This window comes from Bacteroides ndongoniae, assembly GCF_900108345.1.
GTDB classification, from domain to species: domain Bacteria; phylum Bacteroidota; class Bacteroidia; order Bacteroidales; family Bacteroidaceae; genus Bacteroides; species Bacteroides ndongoniae.
Map to the genome: position 1 here is coordinate 2,046,555 of NZ_FNVV01000014.1, position 17,505 is coordinate 2,064,059.

A 17,505-nucleotide genomic window follows, 5' to 3' on the forward strand; every position below is an offset into this window, starting at 1 on the left:
TTGTGCACGGCTGCATACGGCACCGTAACGGTCTACTTCAGCAACAGGGGCTTGTATTTTTCCAACGCCTGTTCGAACACTTTTTTCGCTTCTTCCATCGTTCCGTAAAATTCGCCTCCCGAAGCGTTCAGGTGTCCGCCACCTCCGAAAAACTCGGCTGCCAGCTGGTTGCAGGGGAAGGTGCCGACCGAGCGCAGCGATACCTTAATCATAGGCCGTTCGGTGTCCTCGCGCAGGAAACAGGAGAAGACAACGTTCTTGATGCTGAGCGGAATGTTGACAAATCCTTCGCTGTCGCCACGGATGTAGCTGAACTGGCTCTGTTCTTTCTTGGTCAGTGTGATGAGGGCAGCACGGTGTTCATGATAGACCTTCATCTGCGTCAGGACATACCCCATCAGACGCAAACGGCTTTCGGAATAAGTATTGAACACCTTGCGGTAGATCTCGTCCTTGTCGATACCTTTGGTGAGGAGTTCGCTGATGATGAAATAGATTTCGCGGTTGTTCGAGTTATACGTGAACCCGCCCGTATCGGTCATCATACCGGTGTAGATGCATTCGGCACACTCGCGCGTGATATCGCTGAAGTAGCCCATGCGGCAAATCATACGGAACACCAGCTCCGACGTCGACGAAATCTGCGGATGCGAAATGGTAATCTTACAGAAATCCTCGGGATGCAGGTGGTGGTCAATCAAGATTTTGCGTGCCGGCGAGGCCAACACAGCTTCCTTCATGGCGTCGATACGGCTGGTGGCATTGAAGTCGAGGCAACAAATAACGTCGGCTTCGGCTATCAGCTTGTCGGCAAACTCCTTATAGCGGTCGTACAACAGAATGTCCTTACTGCCCGGCATCCACTTCAGGAAGTCGGGGAAAGCGTTCGGTACAATCACGTTAGCAGTCTTATCCTGCGAGTTCAGGAAGTGCCACAATCCCAGCGAAGAGCCGATGGCATCGCCGTCGGGACCCACGTGCGACACAATCACCATCTTGTCCGCACGGTCCAGCCATTTGGCAAAATGGTCGATATTGGCTTGTTCAATAACTTTCGTCAACATGTTCTTTTCGTTTTACTTCGAAGCGGCAAAAGTACAAATAAAGTTTGGAAGGACAGGCACGCCGGACGAAATATTTCCCAACCCGCCCGCGAGCAACACTTGCATGGCTCGTGAGAAACACTTGTACGGCTCGCGAGAGACACTTGCACGGCTCACGAGCCACACTTGCGTCGCTCAAACGCCCCGGCAGAAAGGCCTAAACCCAAGAAAGACGAAAACAATGAATTTGTTTAGAAAAGTTAAATATCACAGCTTCCCCAAACAATTCTCTACCATTTCCGTTTAATGACAATGAAAACCCGCCGGAAAGCTCCGGTCGGACACATAGAAAACGCCGAAGCCGCAAATGTGCAATGAACAATTCGACTCAAACGACGTTTATAGTATACAAAAGCGCAATATGCCTTCACCCCAACCGGCGAGACACATCGCGCTTTTTTCATGGCCGAAGCCGAAAAAAGAACAACAGGTAAAAGAGATTCAGGATAACAAACGTATAACAGGTATTAGAGAGAACCACAACTTACAGAGACAGGATGAAAAAGATTGTTTGGATAACATTTTTATGCAGTCTGGCCTTTATCTCCTGCCAACAGGATGAATGGGCAGACTCCTTACAGACGGCGGCGGACACACCTACCGTCAGACTACGGAGCGACCGCTACGAGAACGACGATGCCCACACCCGCCAAACTACCGAAACCGATGCTCCTTACGACCGGGTAGAATTCTACGTAGTCGATGAAGACGGCGCCATAGCCAGCGGCCTGAAGGGCATCTACAACCACCAAAACCAGGAAATCAAAATCGAAGGCCTGAAGGAAGGCGAATACGAACTGCTGATTCTTGCCATCAAAGGCAATCTGCTCGACGACGGGGCCACCATTCACCCCTTGAAGCAGAAAACCGACCAATGGATCAGCTTCCCGTCCGACCTGCAGAAACCTCTCGAAGCCGAATATTTCTATTCGAAGACCCCTTTCAGCGTCAGCCGCGAGGCCGTTGCCGGAGGTCACGAATACATCGTGCATCTGCCCGCCGAAATCGTGCAGAAGCGCATCATGGGGCGCCTCGACCTCGGCCTGCTCTACAACAACGACGACGTGCGTACTGCCACAACGCAGAAGACACTGTCGTTTCACACCGGTACCTTCTACACAGCCTTCACCGGCGACGGAGGATATGCCGGACAAAGCAACGGGCAGACCGATCCCATTGAGCTGGACGACCAGAACACCTACTGGTTTATGCCTACCACCGCAGGTGCGCAGATTAATGCCGAAATCAGCCTCACTACCACCCACTATCGGGGCGGTGAGCGCCAATGCAGCTACCTGTTCGGTGTAGACGCCATAAGCCCTAACCGTATCGAACAGGTACACGCACGGATGGAGCATCCCGACGACTATCAGGGCACCATGTACGTCACCCGACAGGCTTACAACGAAGGTAATCATGCCAAGATACTGCAAGACGGAGAGTCCAAAACCATCTATGCCGACCCGTCACAACGGAGGTTCAACACCGCACACCCGCTGCAAATCAAGGTGAACGATGCCGGTCAGCTTCATGCCCGCTTCTATTCGCCTCGCGACCTGAAACGGGTGCTCATCAAGGCACAAATTCCGTCCGTCAGCAACGAGTATTTCGATTTGGCCTACTTCGACTCCATACCGGCTTTTGCCGACTTCTTTCACGAAGTCGCCTTCAGCAGCCGTAACGGCATGTACCGCACCGAGTCGGGCAAGCTGATCGAAATCGGCAATCTGACACCTGCACAGCTCGCCGGAGCCCAATACAAGATAGAGTCCGACGACCCGTACTGGGCCAAGATAAAATCCATCGTACACGGTTGGGACATCTACTTCAGCCTTTACGGAGGCGACCCCGACCTGCCAAACGGAGGCCCGGTAGGCAACTGGATGGGTATACGTCCCGTACATTGCCGCGAGGTAGTGGCCATGTTTATCAACTTCACTTACATGATCGACATGGACGAACACGAAGAAATCCTCAGAGCCAACGAAGACATTCTATATGGCAACGGTGGTGTAGACGACAAGGTGACAGCCGATCAAGTACTCTCGCAGATGCGTAGAGAACGTACCCTGCAAGTAGGACTGGTATACTCGGGTAACGGTGTTATCGGACTGGGTGGAGGCATTATATTCGGAGCCTATCAAAACGCCTGGCTTACACACTACAATAACACCTACGCCTGCGAAATCATGTTCCACGAGTTGGGTCACGTGATGGGATACAACCACAGCAGTGCTTTCACCTACGGTCCTTGGGCACAGAAGCTGATGAACAACTTCTACGTCAACAATCTGCATCAGTTCCCCATCGACTCACCGTCGTACCTCAACAGCCGGAACAACCCGACCCTGTATCCCTGATGGCAAAGGCCTACACCGCACCATAGCCGTGCACACGTACTTATTAAAACTTAAAACAACGAACAATGAAATACAATTTTATTGCTTGCTGCCTCTTTGCGTCCCTACTGGGAGCCGGATGCACTGCCGAAACCGAATTTTCCGATACACCCGCCGCAGGACAGTTATCTGTGATTCTGCAACCTGCCGGGCTGCAAGGCACTGCCGCTACCACCGACGACAAACGGATGAACGACGTAAAAGCTTTCCGTTTCGACGATGGACAGTTGCAGGAAACTTACGGTCCGCTGGTGCCCGGCGATGACGGCCGCTGCTATCTGAATCTGGCCGACAACCGCGGAACCCTTTACTTCCTGGCCAATGCCTCGCAAGTAACAGCCTTGGAAGCACTGGTGCCCGGCGCGACTACCCTCGACGACTTTCTGGCCCTCTCGGCTTCGACCAGCGATATGACGGAACACGGACTGTTGATGAGCGGTCGGGAGGAACTGGACAGTCAGTCAGCGTCGGAACTGACCGTTGCCATGACACGCAGCGTTGCCCGCATCGACCTCGAATCGACCGACTAGGGTGTAGAAGTGCTGCAAGTCAGTATCGACGGCCTGGCCGACGAAGGTTACCTTAACCCGCAGGCAACCGCCACCCATCCTCAGGATGCAGCGACCACCCGCTTCGACAAGCAGTATAACACTCCCCTGTCCAATGCGCGCGAAACAATCTTTTACATCTGCGAGCAACAGGACACAGACATACAGGCCGAAGTACTGGTGCGTTTCCGAAATGCGCTGCACAAGTTGAAGGCTACCCTACCCACCACCATCCGACGCAACACGGTCTACACCATCCATGTGTACGGACGCGGAGGTGACGTAATGATGAACATCAGCAACGGCGACTGGGAACAAGGCGATACCTCCGGTTCTGAAACCCAAATCAAAGCAAGGGTTAATGTCGAAGCCTCTGCCTTGCCGGCCAACGTAAAGGTAAACAGCACCTGCGACAGTGTCTTCATCCCCTATACCGAGAACAATTTTAACCTCGTTCTCGATGCCGAACCGGGAGCAACAGTCACAGTCGACGGACGCATCACCGGAGTCAGCGTACAGGCTACAGCTAACCGTAGCCTTGAACCGGTAGCACGCCTTACAGTGAGCAATGTTCACCGTCTGCCCGGTACCATACGCGAATACATCTATGCCGATGTATACAAAGAGCAGATCCACAAAGGGCGCATCGTGCTTGCTTTCTTGCCCAGTCCTATCCAGCTCGAAGGCAGCATTATCCTCGATGAAGACGGTATATGCGACTTCGGCCGATACATAGAAGGAGAACTGGGACGTCTCACTCTGCCCGCTGGTAAAATAGCTACAGTAGAAACGGAAAACGGGCAGACACCGTGGATAAAACTGGCCGAGGATGCCGGCAGTTATCGCATACTGGGCGGATGGAAACCCAACGATCCCGAAGCCGACGGACGCATGCAGGAAGCCCGCCTGGTCATCACCGACAGCGACGGAAGCAACCGCGAAGCTTATCCTATACGGCGCAGAAACTGGGGACTTCCCGTTGTCAACATCGACGGAACCTGGTGGTGTAAATACAATCTGCGGGGTAACGTCAAGAGTTTCAGCGACCAGATCAGCATAGCCGATGACCTGGCAGCAGGAACCGGCGTACTGGAACGCCTGACCACCTGCAGCGACGACGAGCTGTTGGTTCTAATGGGCGGACAGTATCAGGGTGGCAATCCTGACGAACTGCCACTGAGCCACAACGGAACTGCATTCTACCACGAAGGGATGAAAGGCTCCGCACAAAACTGGGGGCAAATACCTGCCACGCAAATGGCACCCGATGGCTATCAGTTGCCAACATACGACGATTATGCTTTCTTCGTGTGGAGCACCAACTGCAATATCGGAGGTGTAGGTACCCGAACCCACCAGAACAGCCAGGGACAAACCATTACCGTGAACATTGTAGAACGTGAAGCCCGATTTCTGGACCAATCCTACGGTACGATAGCCTTTTACGACTTCGAGTACGAAGGCAATCACTGGACACTGTACGGACTGGGACATCAATGGAACAACACTGCCGGAAACATCGCACAAATGTCCATCATAATGGCCATTACCGGAAACACATCGAGCAGCTGGTACATGGAAGGCTATGCACAAGCCAGCCGTCCGGGGCAGAACTGGTTCAAATTTACAGCACAAAACTCTACCAAGACCCGTGCAGTACGCTGTATCAAAAGTCCGGTAGAATACATATACAACTAATACAATCACTGTTTCAGCCGATAGCTGACAACATGTAGTTTACATTTTTTATTATTAACCAAAACTAAACAAACGATTATGGAATTGAAGTTTATGAAGGCTATGACCTTTGCAGTATGCACCACATTTGTGATGACGTCTTGTACGAACGATGCAGAAGAAAATCTGCCGTCCGGCAACCCGGGTACTACAATCATCAATGCCCGACTGGCCGCCTACGAAAGTCTGATTCAGGCTGCTGATGGCGAAAATGACATAACCGACGTTAAAGCTTTCCTGTTCAGAGATGGGAAAATGACAAAGATCTACGAACTGGGAGCTCCTGAATCCGAGAACTATAACCTGCAAATAGACAGTCGTTCGGGTAATCTTTACCTGTTGGCTTATACGGGCGGAACCATCCCCACCGAAGGTCTGGAAGGGACAGAACTGGATGAAACGAACTGGAAACAAAGTATCATCAACATGCCTGCTAAAACAGAACACTTCTTCACCGGAATGCTGGCTTTGGAAAGCACCGGAAGCCAGACAAGCACTGCTTCGGTATCGCTGAAGCGCGGAATGGCACGTTTCGACCTGGCCGTAGAATCGATCGAGGAAGTATCGGTAAAGAACGTCACTGTACGCAATCTGGCCAATTCGGCTTACCTGTTCCCGCAAGAAGGTATCCAGTCGCCGTCCAACGCCAACCGCAAGGATACAACCGTGGTATTCCAGCAACCTATCACCGACGGCAAATCGGGGATGCTCTATGTATACGAACAGGAGAACCAGAGCATAGAAATCAGCGCGACAGCCGTTATCGGCGGTGAAGAGAAGACGTTGACCAAAGCCTTCGACGGTCCGCTGAAGAGAAATACCGTCTACACCATTACCGTACGTCAGGATCGCCTCGATATCAAGCTGAACGTATCGTACGACGAATGGGAAGAAGGTACCAACACCGACCTGACTCCTTACAGACGGCGACGCTAAATGCCAGTTGTAAGTTTTTGAGTTTTTAAGTTCCTGAGTTTTTGAGTTTGCGGGGTTCCTACTTTTCTACAGAGAGGGAACTCTACAAACTCAAAACTGAAGGAACCCAAAAATTCAAAATAGTCAGGAACCTTAAAACTTAAGAAAGCAGAAACTTAGAAACTTAAAAACTCGGGAACTTAAAAGCTTAAAACTTATGAACATCCAAAGATACATTACACGGACAACTGCCCTGCTGGCAACCCTGCTGATGCTGAATGCCTGTTCGGACGAGCATACCAACGAATACTTCGCCGACAACAGCCATACCTTGCTTCGGGTTAGCCTCAGCCATTTCAGCGCCGAAGGACAGGCACAACCCGTATCCGGCGAGAACCGCATCGAACGCATGGATGCCTATCTCTTCGAAAATGGGGTGTTGACCGAATACCATCCCCAACTGACAGCCGAAAGCGAGAACAGCTACAACCTCGACCTGCAACGTCGAGACGGTACGCTGTACGTGCTGGCCAATGCGGAAACTGGTCTAGTGCCCGAAACCGGTGTGCTGACCGAAGCGGACTTCTGCCAACAAACCCTTACGGTCGCAAACGGACACGTACAGCCCTTCCTGACCGGACAGATCGGACTAAACGGACAAGCCGTCAGTACCATTCCCCTGACACTGAAGCACGGAACGGCTCGACTCGACTTCCGCGCCCGCGTAGCAGGCAGTTTCAGCGTACACCAGTTCGGAGTAAGGAGTGCGGCGAAACAGACATTTGTCCTTCCGCAAACCGACGTACAGACACCGCAGGGAGCCGAAAAAGAAGACATCCTGCTGACCTTCGACCAAGGACTGAAACAGGACTCGGCAGCCATCATGTATCTGTACGAGCAGGCCAATCCCGACCTGAAAGTCTACGTTAAAGCCGAGATGGACGGAACTACCTACGAAATGGAACAGCCCTTACCCGAAGTACTGAAACGCAACACAATCTACACCATAACCCTACGCAAGGACCTGAGTGGAGCACACCTCGTGGTTGAGGAATGGGCCAAAGGCGAAGATACCGAGCTCATCCCCAGTCTGGACAGCCGGCTCACCGTGGACCGGTCTGCCTCGCAACTGCCCGACGACGTACAGGTGGCCGACGGAGGAAGTACTCTCATTTTCCCGCACAACGCCACCGAAGTGCTGCTGGCCGTAGACTGTGATGACGAACTGGAGATGCTCCCCCTCGAAGGCTATCCGCTGACCGTAGAGCCCGTGACACAGACACGCGGAATCGAAGGTAAGAACCTGTTTCGGATACGCAAATTGCTCTATCCGCCGGGCCATGCCAGCAATGAAGCCAGCCTGCAGTTCCACCGCAAAGGACTGGACAACTCCTATCCCGAAGACCACATTCGCTTGGTGTTGCAAGCCAATCCGACGCAAATGGAAGGATTGCTGGATTTTGATTTGCAAAATTATGCCCACCGTTTCGATCATTACATCGACAACGAACTGGCAACAATCACCCTGCCCGAAGAAAAAGAAATCTTTGCCGAGTTCAACGAAGGTGAAGATCCGTGGATGAAAATCGCTCCACAAGAGGAAGGCAACAACGTCTATCGTGTACTGGCCGGCTGGAAGCCCAACGATCCTACTGCCAACGGACGGGTACAGGAAGCACGAATCGTCATCCGCAACAAAGCCGATGGTTCGGCACGCGAGGCATATACCGTATCGCGCCGCAATTACGGACTACCTGTCACCTGGCTGCACGGCGTATGGTGGTGCAAGTACAATGCCCGCGGCAACTCAAAATCGTTCGACGACCAGATTCTTTCGTCCAACGACCCTGCCGTAAAAGCCGGAACCACGGTATTCAACTACCTGCGCGACTGCACCATCGACGAGTTCTACGACCTTTGGGGCTGGGCTTATCAGGGAGGACGCACACAGGGCATGCAAGTAATAGTACAAGACGGCGTCGCCGTGCTTGACGGATTCACCACAGCGGGCAATACACACATGAACAAGCTGGAGCCCACCACCCTTGCCCCCGACGGCTACGAGGTACCCAGCATGGAAGAGTTCAACCGCGTATTCGATGCCACCGACCACGTATGGGTGATGTGGAACGGAACCCATATCCTGAAGAATCCCTGGGAAGGGCACAGCAAGATACAGCGCGAACAGCGCCGGCGGAACGATCTCGTCATCGACGAACTGGCTCTGAACGACCTCATCTACATCGCCATGAAGAGTCCCGACTTCACGCAATACGAGCCTGTTGTGTGGTATGGCCCGTCTGCCCAATGGAATACATCGGGCATCTACCACGGCCACTACAACAACATACTGTTTACCGTATATTCGCCCACAGGCAGCGGATGGTATTTCAACGGCAGCATGGCCGGCCTGTACCTGACGCAAAACGGTGCCGGAGTGCACGATACCCGTATTCTGCGCTTCAAAAAGTCGCCCGTGGAGTACATCTACGGTGAAGAGTAAGGGATCATTCTGATTCTGAGATAGAAAAGACGGAGAGTTGCGTTCAACACGACGATTTGTTGAACGCTACTCTCCGTTTCGTTTTTATATTTCCCGAAGCCATTCTATATTTGCAGCCGGAAGGGACAGGACGAACTATGCACGTATGGTTCGTGAGCCACGCAAGTGTGGTTCGCAAGCCACACAAGTGTCTCTCGCGAGCCACGCAAGTGTGGCTCGTGAGCGGTACAAGTGTTGTTCACCAGCCATGCAAGTGCAGTTCGCACGTCATGCTTGCACAGTCTGTGCACCGCAACAGCCCGCAAATATTACGCAATATGTCGTCAATAATCCCTTTTCTGCAACATTTAAGGGCAAAAAGGCAGGTTGAACCTGCCCGCGGTACACAAATAAAAGAAAAGAAAAGAAAACAAAACAAAACAAAAGCATAGCATACCCCCTCCTTCATAGTTCCCCCGAAAGCGTGGGAACTACCGGAACGGCCCGGAGACCGTGGAGGAGGCTTAGGCTTTCAACGCTTCTTCATCACGCTGTTCACCACACGGACGGTAGAGACAAGCTTGTTGGTCGAGGTAAAGACGTCCACGTTCCAGACATGCGACGAGCGTCCCTTATGGACGATGGTACCCACGGCCCGCACCGTATCGCCTTCGAGTGCCGACGAAATGTGATTGCCGCTCACCTGCATCCCCACGACCATCTCGTCGGGTTGGCAAAGAATCATCGAACCCAGTCCGGCCACCGTCTCGGCCAGTGCCAGTGTGGCCCCTCCGTGCAGAATGCCGAAAGGCTGCCGCGTACGATGGTCCACCGGCATAGTAGCCTCCACACGATCCTGATCGGCGTAGGTGTACTGTATTCCCAGATTACCCATCAGGGCGTGGCGTGCCTGAGCGTTCAGCTGGTCAAGGGGAACATCGCCGATGCGCACTTCGGCCAGTATCATTTTCTCGACGGCTGCTGCTACACCGTCTTCCTCGTTCGAGGCGGTGATGTAGTCGGCACAAGCCTTCACCGAGTCGGGTGCCTGCCCCATGGCTACGCCCATGCCGGCCAGCTGAAGCATGGCTACATCGCACGTACCGTCGCCAATGGCCATTACTTCCTCGCGCTTCACGCCCAGATGTTCGAGCAGGGCACCCAGCGTATTGGCTTTATCAACCGAGCAGGGCACTACCTCCAGGAAGAAGGGTTCGGAGCGGAATACGTCGAGCACACCACTCAGACGTTTCTTCCAGTGCTCTTCAAGGGCTACCAGTGCCGCTTCGTCGTCGCTCACCAGCATGCACTTGCACGGGGCAAAGTCGATGGCGGTCGAGAACTCTTCCTCCTCTATCACGACCAGGTCGTTCAGTTCGGCTTCGTCCAGCACATGTTCGTCGTCCGAGTTGTTGGTCAGAATCAGGTTATCGTGATAAGTAAACAGGGCAAAGCCGTTCTTCCGGGCTTTCTTCTCCAAGTAAGGCAACATTTCGGGATTGATCCGGCGTTCGAAAAGTATCTCTCCGTTCTGTGCATTGATAATCTGGCAACCGTTGTACGACAGGATAAATCCACCGTAATTGCCCAGTTCCAGGGTTTTGGCCACTTTCATCAAGCCGTACGACGGACGACCCGATGCCAACACCACACGCACGCCCATCTGCTGTATCTTCAGCAGGGCCGACAAGGTACGCTTCGTAATCTCCTTTGCGTCGTTCAGCAGCGTACCGTCTACATCAAGAACCAATAGCTTGTACTTCATGGCAATAAAGATTTAATGGTTTCCTCTATTGGGACACAAAGTTAAGGATTTGAACGAGATAAACAATTTTCTTTACGCTTTTTAAGGAGGGACGAGGGGACGAGTTGGCAAGTTGACGAGGGACAAGTTAACGAGGAGACAAGGAACAAGAGACAAGGCTACAGACAACAAGAGCACTTCCTATGTACTTATCACCTCCCTCGTCAACTCGTCCCTTGTCAACTCATCAACTAATAAAACAAGTACCCCAGCCTCGTCACCAACAGCAGCGCCACTCCCCCCAATGCCCAGTAGACGGCACGTGCCGTAGGGCGATACAGTGCCCTGCAAAGCAGGTAGATGCATACATAAATCATGATCAGTTCTGCCACATGCAGCCTAATGCCGTCAATCGACGAACCCGGCAACGACTCTATCCAGCGCAGTCCCTCGTTTTGCAAGCGCACCAGCACCCGAAGTCCCTCGGCCAGCGGTTGTTGCAACACGGGGAAAGGCGTAAGCAGCAGTACGCCCACCGCCACATACAGCACCAGCGACACCAGCGGAATCACCCATAAGTTAGTCAGCAGAAAATGGACAGAAAACCGTCCGAAGTAGAATGCCACCAGCGGGGCCGCCCCCACCTGCGCCGCCAACGAAACCGCCAGCAATCCATACACCCATCGCAGGAAACGGTTGCCGAATGGGCACAGCGACCACAATCCCGGCATCAGCAACAGAATTGCCGCCACTGCCGAGAACGACATCTGGAAACCTACATCGAACAGCCAGCACGGACGCCAGCACAGCATCAGGAATGCGGCGACAATCAGCGCGTCCATCGTCAGCACCTTTTCGGTACGCAGTCCCACCACCACAAACAGCGAACACATCAGCACCGCACGCACCACCGACGACGAAAGCCCCGTCAGGAAAGCAAACGCCCACAACAGCCCCACAGCTACCAGCGACAGAAAAGGCTTCAAACGCCTCCACCGCTTCCACAAGGGTACGAAAAACACAAGAATCAACGCATAGATGAAACCGACGTGCAGTCCCGAGAGTGCCAGTACATGACTGGCTCCCGATACGGAATACGTTTCCATAAGTTCCTTGCTCAAATCGGTCTTGTCGCCCAGAGTCAGCGCGGAAAGAACCGCCAACTCATCGCCTGCAAACCCCAGACGGCGATAGATGCCCAGCAACTCTTCACGCAGGTCGAGCGCCTTCTGCCGCAGAGTACGTTCCGAGGAATGCCCCGTCTTTATCCATTTCCCCGCGGGCACATAGGCCGTACCACTCACACCGTTGTGTTTCAGGTAGCGGGCATAGTCGAACCCGGCCGCTACACCCTCGTTGGAAGGAGGTTTGAGCCGCGCTCTTACCCACAGCGTGTCGCCCCGCTGCAAGGCAAGCGAAACGGAATCTTTAGCTATATAGAACAGAAATTCAGGTCGCCCGTAGCAGAGCGAAAGCGTATCGCCCCTCGCCTCGGCCAGCAACCTGGCCCGGCACATGACGGTCTTGGGCTTCGGTTCGGGAACCTCAGTCAGCAGAATCTGGCAGTCGGAAATCCCGTTTCCGACGTCGTAGTGCGTAAGCTTCAGTTGTTGCCCCATCAGCAGAAAGCCAAAGGCAAACATCATCACATAGGTCAACAGTCCGAAAAATATTCTGCCAGAACGCCGCAGGCACACCATCAGCAGCACACATGCCACCCCTACTGCCAGGCTGACGTCCGTCCATTGCCACGAGGGGCAATAGTCGGCACACGCAATACCAGCCATCAGCATTACCAACAGCCGCAGGAAAGGATGTCGCCGCCAGACAGACGACATTTACAGCCGCTTTAACGAACGGATAGCCTCTTCCTGATCGGGAGCTGCAAACACGGCACTGCCCGCTACCAGCACATCGGCACCGGCAGCCACCAGCCGTGCACCCGTTTCCAGATTCACGCCGCCATCCACCTCGATCAGGGCATCCGAACCCGAAAGCGTAATCAGTTCGCGCAGCTCGCGTACCTTCTCTATCGAATGTTCGATGAACTTCTGTCCGCCGAAGCCGGGATTGACACTCATCAGCAGCACCATGTACACGTCGTTGATGATGTCCTTCAGCATGCACACCGGAGTGGCCGGATTGATGGTCACCGCCGGCTGCATACCCGCCTCACGAATCTGTTGCACCACGCGGTGCAGGTGGGGACAGGCTTCGTAGTGCACGTTCATCACGTGTGCGCCCAGTGCCTTCACTTCGGGAATGAACTTCTCGGGCTGCACTATCATCAGATGCACGTCCAGCGGTTTGCGTGCCAGCTTGGCTACGTACTTCAGCACGGGGAAGCCGAAAGAAATGTTGGGCACAAACACACCGTCCATGATGTCGATGTGCACCCAGTCGGCTTCGCTACGGTTCAGCATCTCAATGTCGTCCGCCAGATGACCGAAGTCGGCAGACAGGATAGAGGGAGAAATAATCGGTTTCATAACACAGTCATAGTATCTCTAAAGGTTCTGTTCTCTGTTTCATCTCACGAAGCGCGCCTCGTCCGTCAGCCGGAAGCCGCGCAGCAGTTCGTCGGTCTTCAGCCGTTTCTTGCCGGGAAGCTGCAAGGCGCAGATGCCCACAAATCCGTCGGCTGCCGCCACGCGGATGTAGGTCTTGCCGTCGGTCTGTAGCGTACCGGGCTCCAGCGAATGGGGCGTCATGATCTTTTCCGTCTGGAAGATTTTCACTACGACCGGTTCGCCTTCCGGCAGTTTCAGCTCTGCCCATGCGGCAGGATAGGGCGAAAGGCCGCGCACAAAGTCGTAGATGCGCTTCACCGGCTGGTTCCAGTCGATGCGGCATGTCTCCTTGAAGATTTTGGGAGCCGGTTTCAGCTCGCCCGTCACGCCCATCTCTTCTTGCGGGATGCTGTGGATGCTGCCGTCCAGAATGGCGTCCACGGTTTCGGTCACCAGTTTGCCGCCCAGCACCATCAGCTTGTCGTGGACGATGCCCACGTCGTCGGTATCGGCTATGGGGACGCGCACCTGCTGAATGACTTCGCCCGTATCAATCTCGTGCTTCAGGAAGAAAGTCGTGATGCCCGTCTCCGTCTCGCCGTTGATGACTGCCCAGTTGATGGGCGCCGCGCCACGATATTGGGGCAGCAGGGAGGCGTGCAGGTTGAAGGTTCCCAAGCGGGGCATGTTCCACACCACTTCGGGCAGCATGCGGAATGCCACCACAATCTGCAGGTCGGCCTTCCAGGCACGCAAGGCTTCCACAAACTCCTCGTTCTTCAGTTTCTCGGGCTGAAGCAGGGGCAAGTTATATTCCAGCGCATACTGCTTGACGGGCGAGTATTGCAACTTGTGTCCGCGACCGGCAGGCTTGTCGGGCATGGTGATGACGCCCACTACGTTGTAACCGCCTTCCACCAGGCAGCGCAGGGCCTCCACGGCAAAGTCGGGAGTACCCATATATACAATGCGTAAATCTTCTTTCTTCATTTGTCTAAGGATTTTAGGGGCAGCCGCAACAGGTGAAGCCGCTTTAGTTATCCGCAAAGGTAGACAATTCTTCCTTATCGTCAAAGATTTATCTTTAGAATGGTGAATGGTTAATGGTTAATGATTAATGGTTAATGAAGGGGGATGGTGAAGCAGAAAAGCGAAAAAAATATAAGAAAGATATTGATATATAATGATAAAATCTTATTTTTGCGATTAGTTCATAGCACACAAATCTGATATTTATGGCAGAAAAGCACTCTGTAATAAGCACAACGCGTATGGCCAGCTTCGCAAACAAAGAGCAGCCTTCCCCCCTTTACTGGCAAAGGGAGGTTTCTTGTGTGCCCTTTTCCATTCATCATCCATCCAATAAGTCAGCTAAGAATTTGGATATGTGCGGAATTTGTGTAAACACACACACACACATTCTCACCTGACGTTAGTCGCGCGTCAATATACCTTATTATTATATATATGCAAGGGCGGGAACTCTTTATTCGGGAGTTTTCCGCCCTTTTCTGTTGTTTCCTGCTGCACTTGGGCGGGGCGGGGAAAAAATGAAGAACAGGAAAATGAAGAATGAAGAACGAAGAATGAAGAATTTATTAACCATTTACCATTAATCATTAACCATTAATCATTAACCATTAATCATTAACCATTAATCATTAACCATTTACCATTAATCCATGATAGACTTGAAAAAACTGATTGCGACCGTATTGTTGTCGCTGTTGCTGCTCCCGGCCATGGCGCAGCAGGGGGCAGGCATAAGCCCGGCCGAACCCCGTTTGTCCCTGCGGGCGAATCTGCTGCGCTGGGCATCCCTTACGCCCGATCTGGGGCTGGAGTGGCGCATCAACCCCTCGTGGGGCATACTGGTCAGTAGCTCGTGGACCGCGTGGAGCTGGAGCAACCGCGACCGCCGCTATGCGCTGTGGGAAGTGATGCCCGAGGCGCGTCGTTATGTCGGCAAGGAGAAGCGCGGCTATTTCGGCGCGATGTTCAAGACGGGCGAGTTCAACTACAAACTATCTGAAACAGGCAAGCAAGGAAGCCTGACGGGCGGCGGACTGACGGGCGGCTATCGGATGAGGCTGACCGACGCACTGGTGCTCGACTTCTCGCTGGCCGTGGGATACCTGAAGGCCGACTACGACCGCTACGAGGTGGTCGACGGTGTGCGTGTCTTCCGTGGCACGAAGACCCGTAACTGGTGGGGACCGATTGATGCGGGGGTGACTTTGGGATGGAGAATTAAATGAAGAATGAGGAATGAAGAATGAAGAATTAAATGAGGAATGAGGAATTGAGTGGTATGAAGAAGATATACTATATGATAGGTGTGGCAGCCATGCTGCTGTCCGCTTGCGTGAAGAACACGCTCTACCGCACGCCCCACCCCGACCGGGGAGCTGTCACCATCAGCCTGACGGGACTGGCGGCTACTGACGATTATGTGATGGACATCGACGGGCAGACGGCCGACATCGACGGTTCGCCCTTTACCTGCCCGTGGCTGCTTGCGCCGGGAGCGCACAGCCTGGTGGTCTACAACCGTGCCGAGGGCTTCACCTTCGACGGACGGACAGCACGGGTCAATGCCCCCGGCGGCATGAGTCGTGCGGACGGTGCATCCGTCATTCCCCTGCCGGGCTACCTGAAGACCGCCTGCCGGGAGATGACGGTGGCTGCCGACGACACGCTGCGCGTCAGCCCCGCCCCGCAGCAGCGCGTGCGCGACCTGCAACTGGAACTGGAGGTGACGCAGGGCCGCCCCGAACTGATACAGAGCGTCACTGCCACCCTTGGCGGCATAGCCGGTGCCTTCGACATGGAGGCGGAACAGACCATCGGCGAACCTGTCTCCACGGTCTTTGCCTTTGCCCGCGAAGGCAGCAAGCTCACGGCCAACGTGCGCCTGCTGGGTGCGATGGGAGCCGTGCAGACCATGGTGCTGGACATCGTATTTGTGGACGGCGGACGCACACAGCGCACGGAGGTCGACCTGACGGAAGCCCTTGCGGACTTTAACGGCGATATGACCACCGCCTACCGCGTGACCGGCACGCTGGAAACGCCTGTCGGCATGGAGGAAGGCAACGCCGAAATCACCGGTTGGGAACCGGTGGACGGAGGCGATGTGGATGCGGGGATGTAGGAAAATTAATAATTAACAATTAATAGTGAATAGGATGAAAACAAGACATTTTGCACTCGCAGCGCTGGCACTGACACTGGCCGCCTGCAACAACGACAACGAGAACCTGAACGGTGGCCCGGTAGCCGCCCAGTTTACGGCCGAAATCTATGAGGCTGCATCTACCCGCGTCAATTCGGAAGGAACCGACTGGACCGACGGCGACCGCATCGGCATCACCGGTGCAGGCTGCTCCAACGTGCCCTACAAGAGAGAGAACGGACAGTTCGTGACCGACGGTACGACCATCTATTTCAATGACACCGAAACGCATACCTTCCATGCCTACTATCCGTATCAGTCTGACGGCGGAACGGTGACCGTCAGCACCGCAGCCGACAAGCAGGGCACGGGCATCGACTTCCTCTTTGCCTCGGGAGCCACGGGCGACACCCACAACCCGACGGTGAGCTTCACCGGCGACCATGCGTTCCACCACTGCATGAGTCTCATCAAGTTCACCTTCAAGGCAGGCGATGGTCTCATTTTCAACGAAACGGAACCTGCCGGCTACACGTTGGAGGGGCTGAAGCATGAAGGCACATTCGACACGGCTACCGGCACGACTGCCGTAACCGCAGCCTCCGAATCGCCGATTACCATGCAGCTGGGCGGTGCCACCACTTCGCAAGTCATCATTCTCCCGCAGGGAGTGACCACCTCTCTTGACCTTACAGTGTCTTTCAACGGACTGGACTATACAACCACACTGCCGAATCCATCCAAGCCTGAAGCGAATCAGTTCTCCGCAGGCTATGCCTACACCTACAACATAACGCTCAGTAACAATGGTATCACGGTGGAAGAACCGGAGATCAAGCCGTGGGAACCCGGAGATTCGAACGATGTAAGCATCACGCTGTAAGCCCCACAT

At 53.9% G+C, this 17,505-nt stretch carries 12 protein-coding genes and 1 pseudogene; 8 read left to right on the forward strand and 5 right to left on the reverse strand.

Annotation, left to right across the window (positions count from 1 at the left end):
* Positions 1–32 precede the first annotated feature (32 nt).
* Positions 33–1,064, reverse strand: coding sequence for a DHH family phosphoesterase (locus tag BQ5591_RS19090; protein ID WP_071150537.1), 1,032 nt, complete (start codon positions 1,062–1,064; stop codon positions 33–35).
* A gap of 536 nt (positions 1,065–1,600) precedes the next feature.
* Here BQ5591_RS19090 and BQ5591_RS19095 point away from each other — a divergent pair.
* The 5 genes from BQ5591_RS19095 to BQ5591_RS19115 all read left to right on the forward strand — a co-directional run bounded on the left by BQ5591_RS19095 (position 1,601) and on the right by BQ5591_RS19115 (position 9,205).
* The gene (locus BQ5591_RS19095; protein WP_071150538.1) at positions 1,601–3,463 is read left to right on the forward strand and encodes a hypothetical protein; all 1,863 of its coding nucleotides are present in this window, start codon (positions 1,601–1,603) and stop codon (positions 3,461–3,463) included.
* A gap of 65 nt (positions 3,464–3,528) precedes the next feature.
* The gene (locus BQ5591_RS19100) at positions 3,529–4,032 is read left to right on the forward strand and encodes a hypothetical protein (RefSeq protein ID WP_071150539.1); all 504 of its coding nucleotides are present in this window, start codon (positions 3,529–3,531) and stop codon (positions 4,030–4,032) included.
* A 9-nt stretch (positions 4,033–4,041) separates the two neighbouring features.
* Positions 4,042–5,748, forward strand: coding sequence for a hypothetical protein (locus BQ5591_RS19105; RefSeq protein WP_071150540.1), 1,707 nt, complete (start codon positions 4,042–4,044; stop codon positions 5,746–5,748).
* A gap of 78 nt (positions 5,749–5,826) precedes the next feature.
* The gene (locus tag BQ5591_RS19110) at positions 5,827–6,723 is read left to right on the forward strand and encodes a hypothetical protein (protein WP_071150541.1); all 897 of its coding nucleotides are present in this window, start codon (positions 5,827–5,829) and stop codon (positions 6,721–6,723) included.
* A gap of 196 nt (positions 6,724–6,919) precedes the next feature.
* Complete coding sequence (locus BQ5591_RS19115; protein ID WP_071150542.1) at positions 6,920–9,205, forward strand: hypothetical protein; 2,286 nt, start codon at positions 6,920–6,922, stop codon at positions 9,203–9,205.
* A 511-nt stretch (positions 9,206–9,716) separates the two neighbouring features.
* Here the strand turns inward: BQ5591_RS19115 and BQ5591_RS19120 are convergent.
* The 4 genes from BQ5591_RS19120 to fmt form a co-directional block, all read right to left on the reverse strand.
* The gene (locus tag BQ5591_RS19120) at positions 9,717–10,949 is read right to left on the reverse strand and encodes a Cof-type HAD-IIB family hydrolase (protein WP_022162800.1); all 1,233 of its coding nucleotides are present in this window, start codon (positions 10,947–10,949) and stop codon (positions 9,717–9,719) included.
* Positions 10,950–11,179: 230 nt separating this feature from the next.
* The gene (locus tag BQ5591_RS19125) at positions 11,180–12,766 is read right to left on the reverse strand and encodes a ComEC/Rec2 family competence protein (RefSeq protein WP_071150543.1); all 1,587 of its coding nucleotides are present in this window, start codon (positions 12,764–12,766) and stop codon (positions 11,180–11,182) included.
* Positions 12,767–13,417, reverse strand: a complete 651-nt coding sequence (rpe, locus tag BQ5591_RS19130) for a ribulose-phosphate 3-epimerase (RefSeq protein ID WP_071150544.1) — start codon at positions 13,415–13,417, stop codon at positions 12,767–12,769.
* A 39-nt stretch (positions 13,418–13,456) separates the two neighbouring features.
* Positions 13,457–14,428 (reverse strand): methionyl-tRNA formyltransferase, encoded by a 972-nt coding sequence (gene fmt, locus BQ5591_RS19135; RefSeq protein ID WP_071150545.1) that lies wholly within the window; start codon positions 14,426–14,428, stop codon positions 13,457–13,459.
* Positions 14,429–15,180: 752 nt separating this feature from the next.
* On the opposite strand from fmt, the pseudogene BQ5591_RS19140 reads away from it, so the two are divergent.
* The 3 genes and pseudogenes from BQ5591_RS19140 to BQ5591_RS19150 form a co-directional block, all read left to right on the forward strand.
* Positions 15,181–15,696: pseudogene (locus tag BQ5591_RS19140) on the forward strand (DUF3575 domain-containing protein); the annotation flags it as partial.
* A gap of 29 nt (positions 15,697–15,725) precedes the next feature.
* Complete coding sequence (locus BQ5591_RS19145; protein ID WP_235817119.1) at positions 15,726–16,592, forward strand: hypothetical protein; 867 nt, start codon at positions 15,726–15,728, stop codon at positions 16,590–16,592.
* Positions 16,593–16,626: 34 nt separating this feature from the next.
* Positions 16,627–17,496: a fimbrillin family protein gene (locus BQ5591_RS19150; RefSeq protein WP_071150546.1), complete on the forward strand. Its 870-nt coding sequence runs from the start codon at positions 16,627–16,629 to the stop codon at positions 17,494–17,496.
* Positions 17,497–17,505: the final 9 nt, after the last annotated feature.

Excerpts from the sequence above, each read along its gene's own strand:
- BQ5591_RS19090 (WP_071150537.1), bottom strand. The coding sequence starts at position 1,064 with ATGTTGACGAAAGTTATTGAACAAGCCAATATCGACCATTTTGCCAAA.
- BQ5591_RS19095 (WP_071150538.1), top strand. The coding sequence starts at position 1,601 with ATGAAAAAGATTGTTTGGATAACATTTTTATGCAGTCTGGCCTTTATC.
- BQ5591_RS19100 (WP_071150539.1), top strand. The coding sequence starts at position 3,529 with ATGAAATACAATTTTATTGCTTGCTGCCTCTTTGCGTCCCTACTGGGA.
- BQ5591_RS19110 (WP_071150541.1), top strand. The coding sequence starts at position 5,827 with ATGGAATTGAAGTTTATGAAGGCTATGACCTTTGCAGTATGCACCACA.
- BQ5591_RS19115 (WP_071150542.1), top strand. The coding sequence starts at position 6,920 with ATGAACATCCAAAGATACATTACACGGACAACTGCCCTGCTGGCAACC.
- BQ5591_RS19120 (WP_022162800.1), bottom strand. The coding sequence starts at position 10,949 with ATGAAGTACAAGCTATTGGTTCTTGATGTAGACGGTACGCTGCTGAAC.
- BQ5591_RS19125 (WP_071150543.1), bottom strand. The coding sequence starts at position 12,766 with ATGTCGTCTGTCTGGCGGCGACATCCTTTCCTGCGGCTGTTGGTAATG.
- rpe (WP_071150544.1), bottom strand. The coding sequence starts at position 13,417 with ATGAAACCGATTATTTCTCCCTCTATCCTGTCTGCCGACTTCGGTCAT.
- fmt (WP_071150545.1), bottom strand. The coding sequence starts at position 14,428 with ATGAAGAAAGAAGATTTACGCATTGTATATATGGGTACTCCCGACTTT.
- BQ5591_RS19145 (WP_235817119.1), top strand. The coding sequence starts at position 15,726 with ATGAGGAATGAGGAATTGAGTGGTATGAAGAAGATATACTATATGATA.
- BQ5591_RS19150 (WP_071150546.1), top strand. The coding sequence starts at position 16,627 with ATGAAAACAAGACATTTTGCACTCGCAGCGCTGGCACTGACACTGGCC.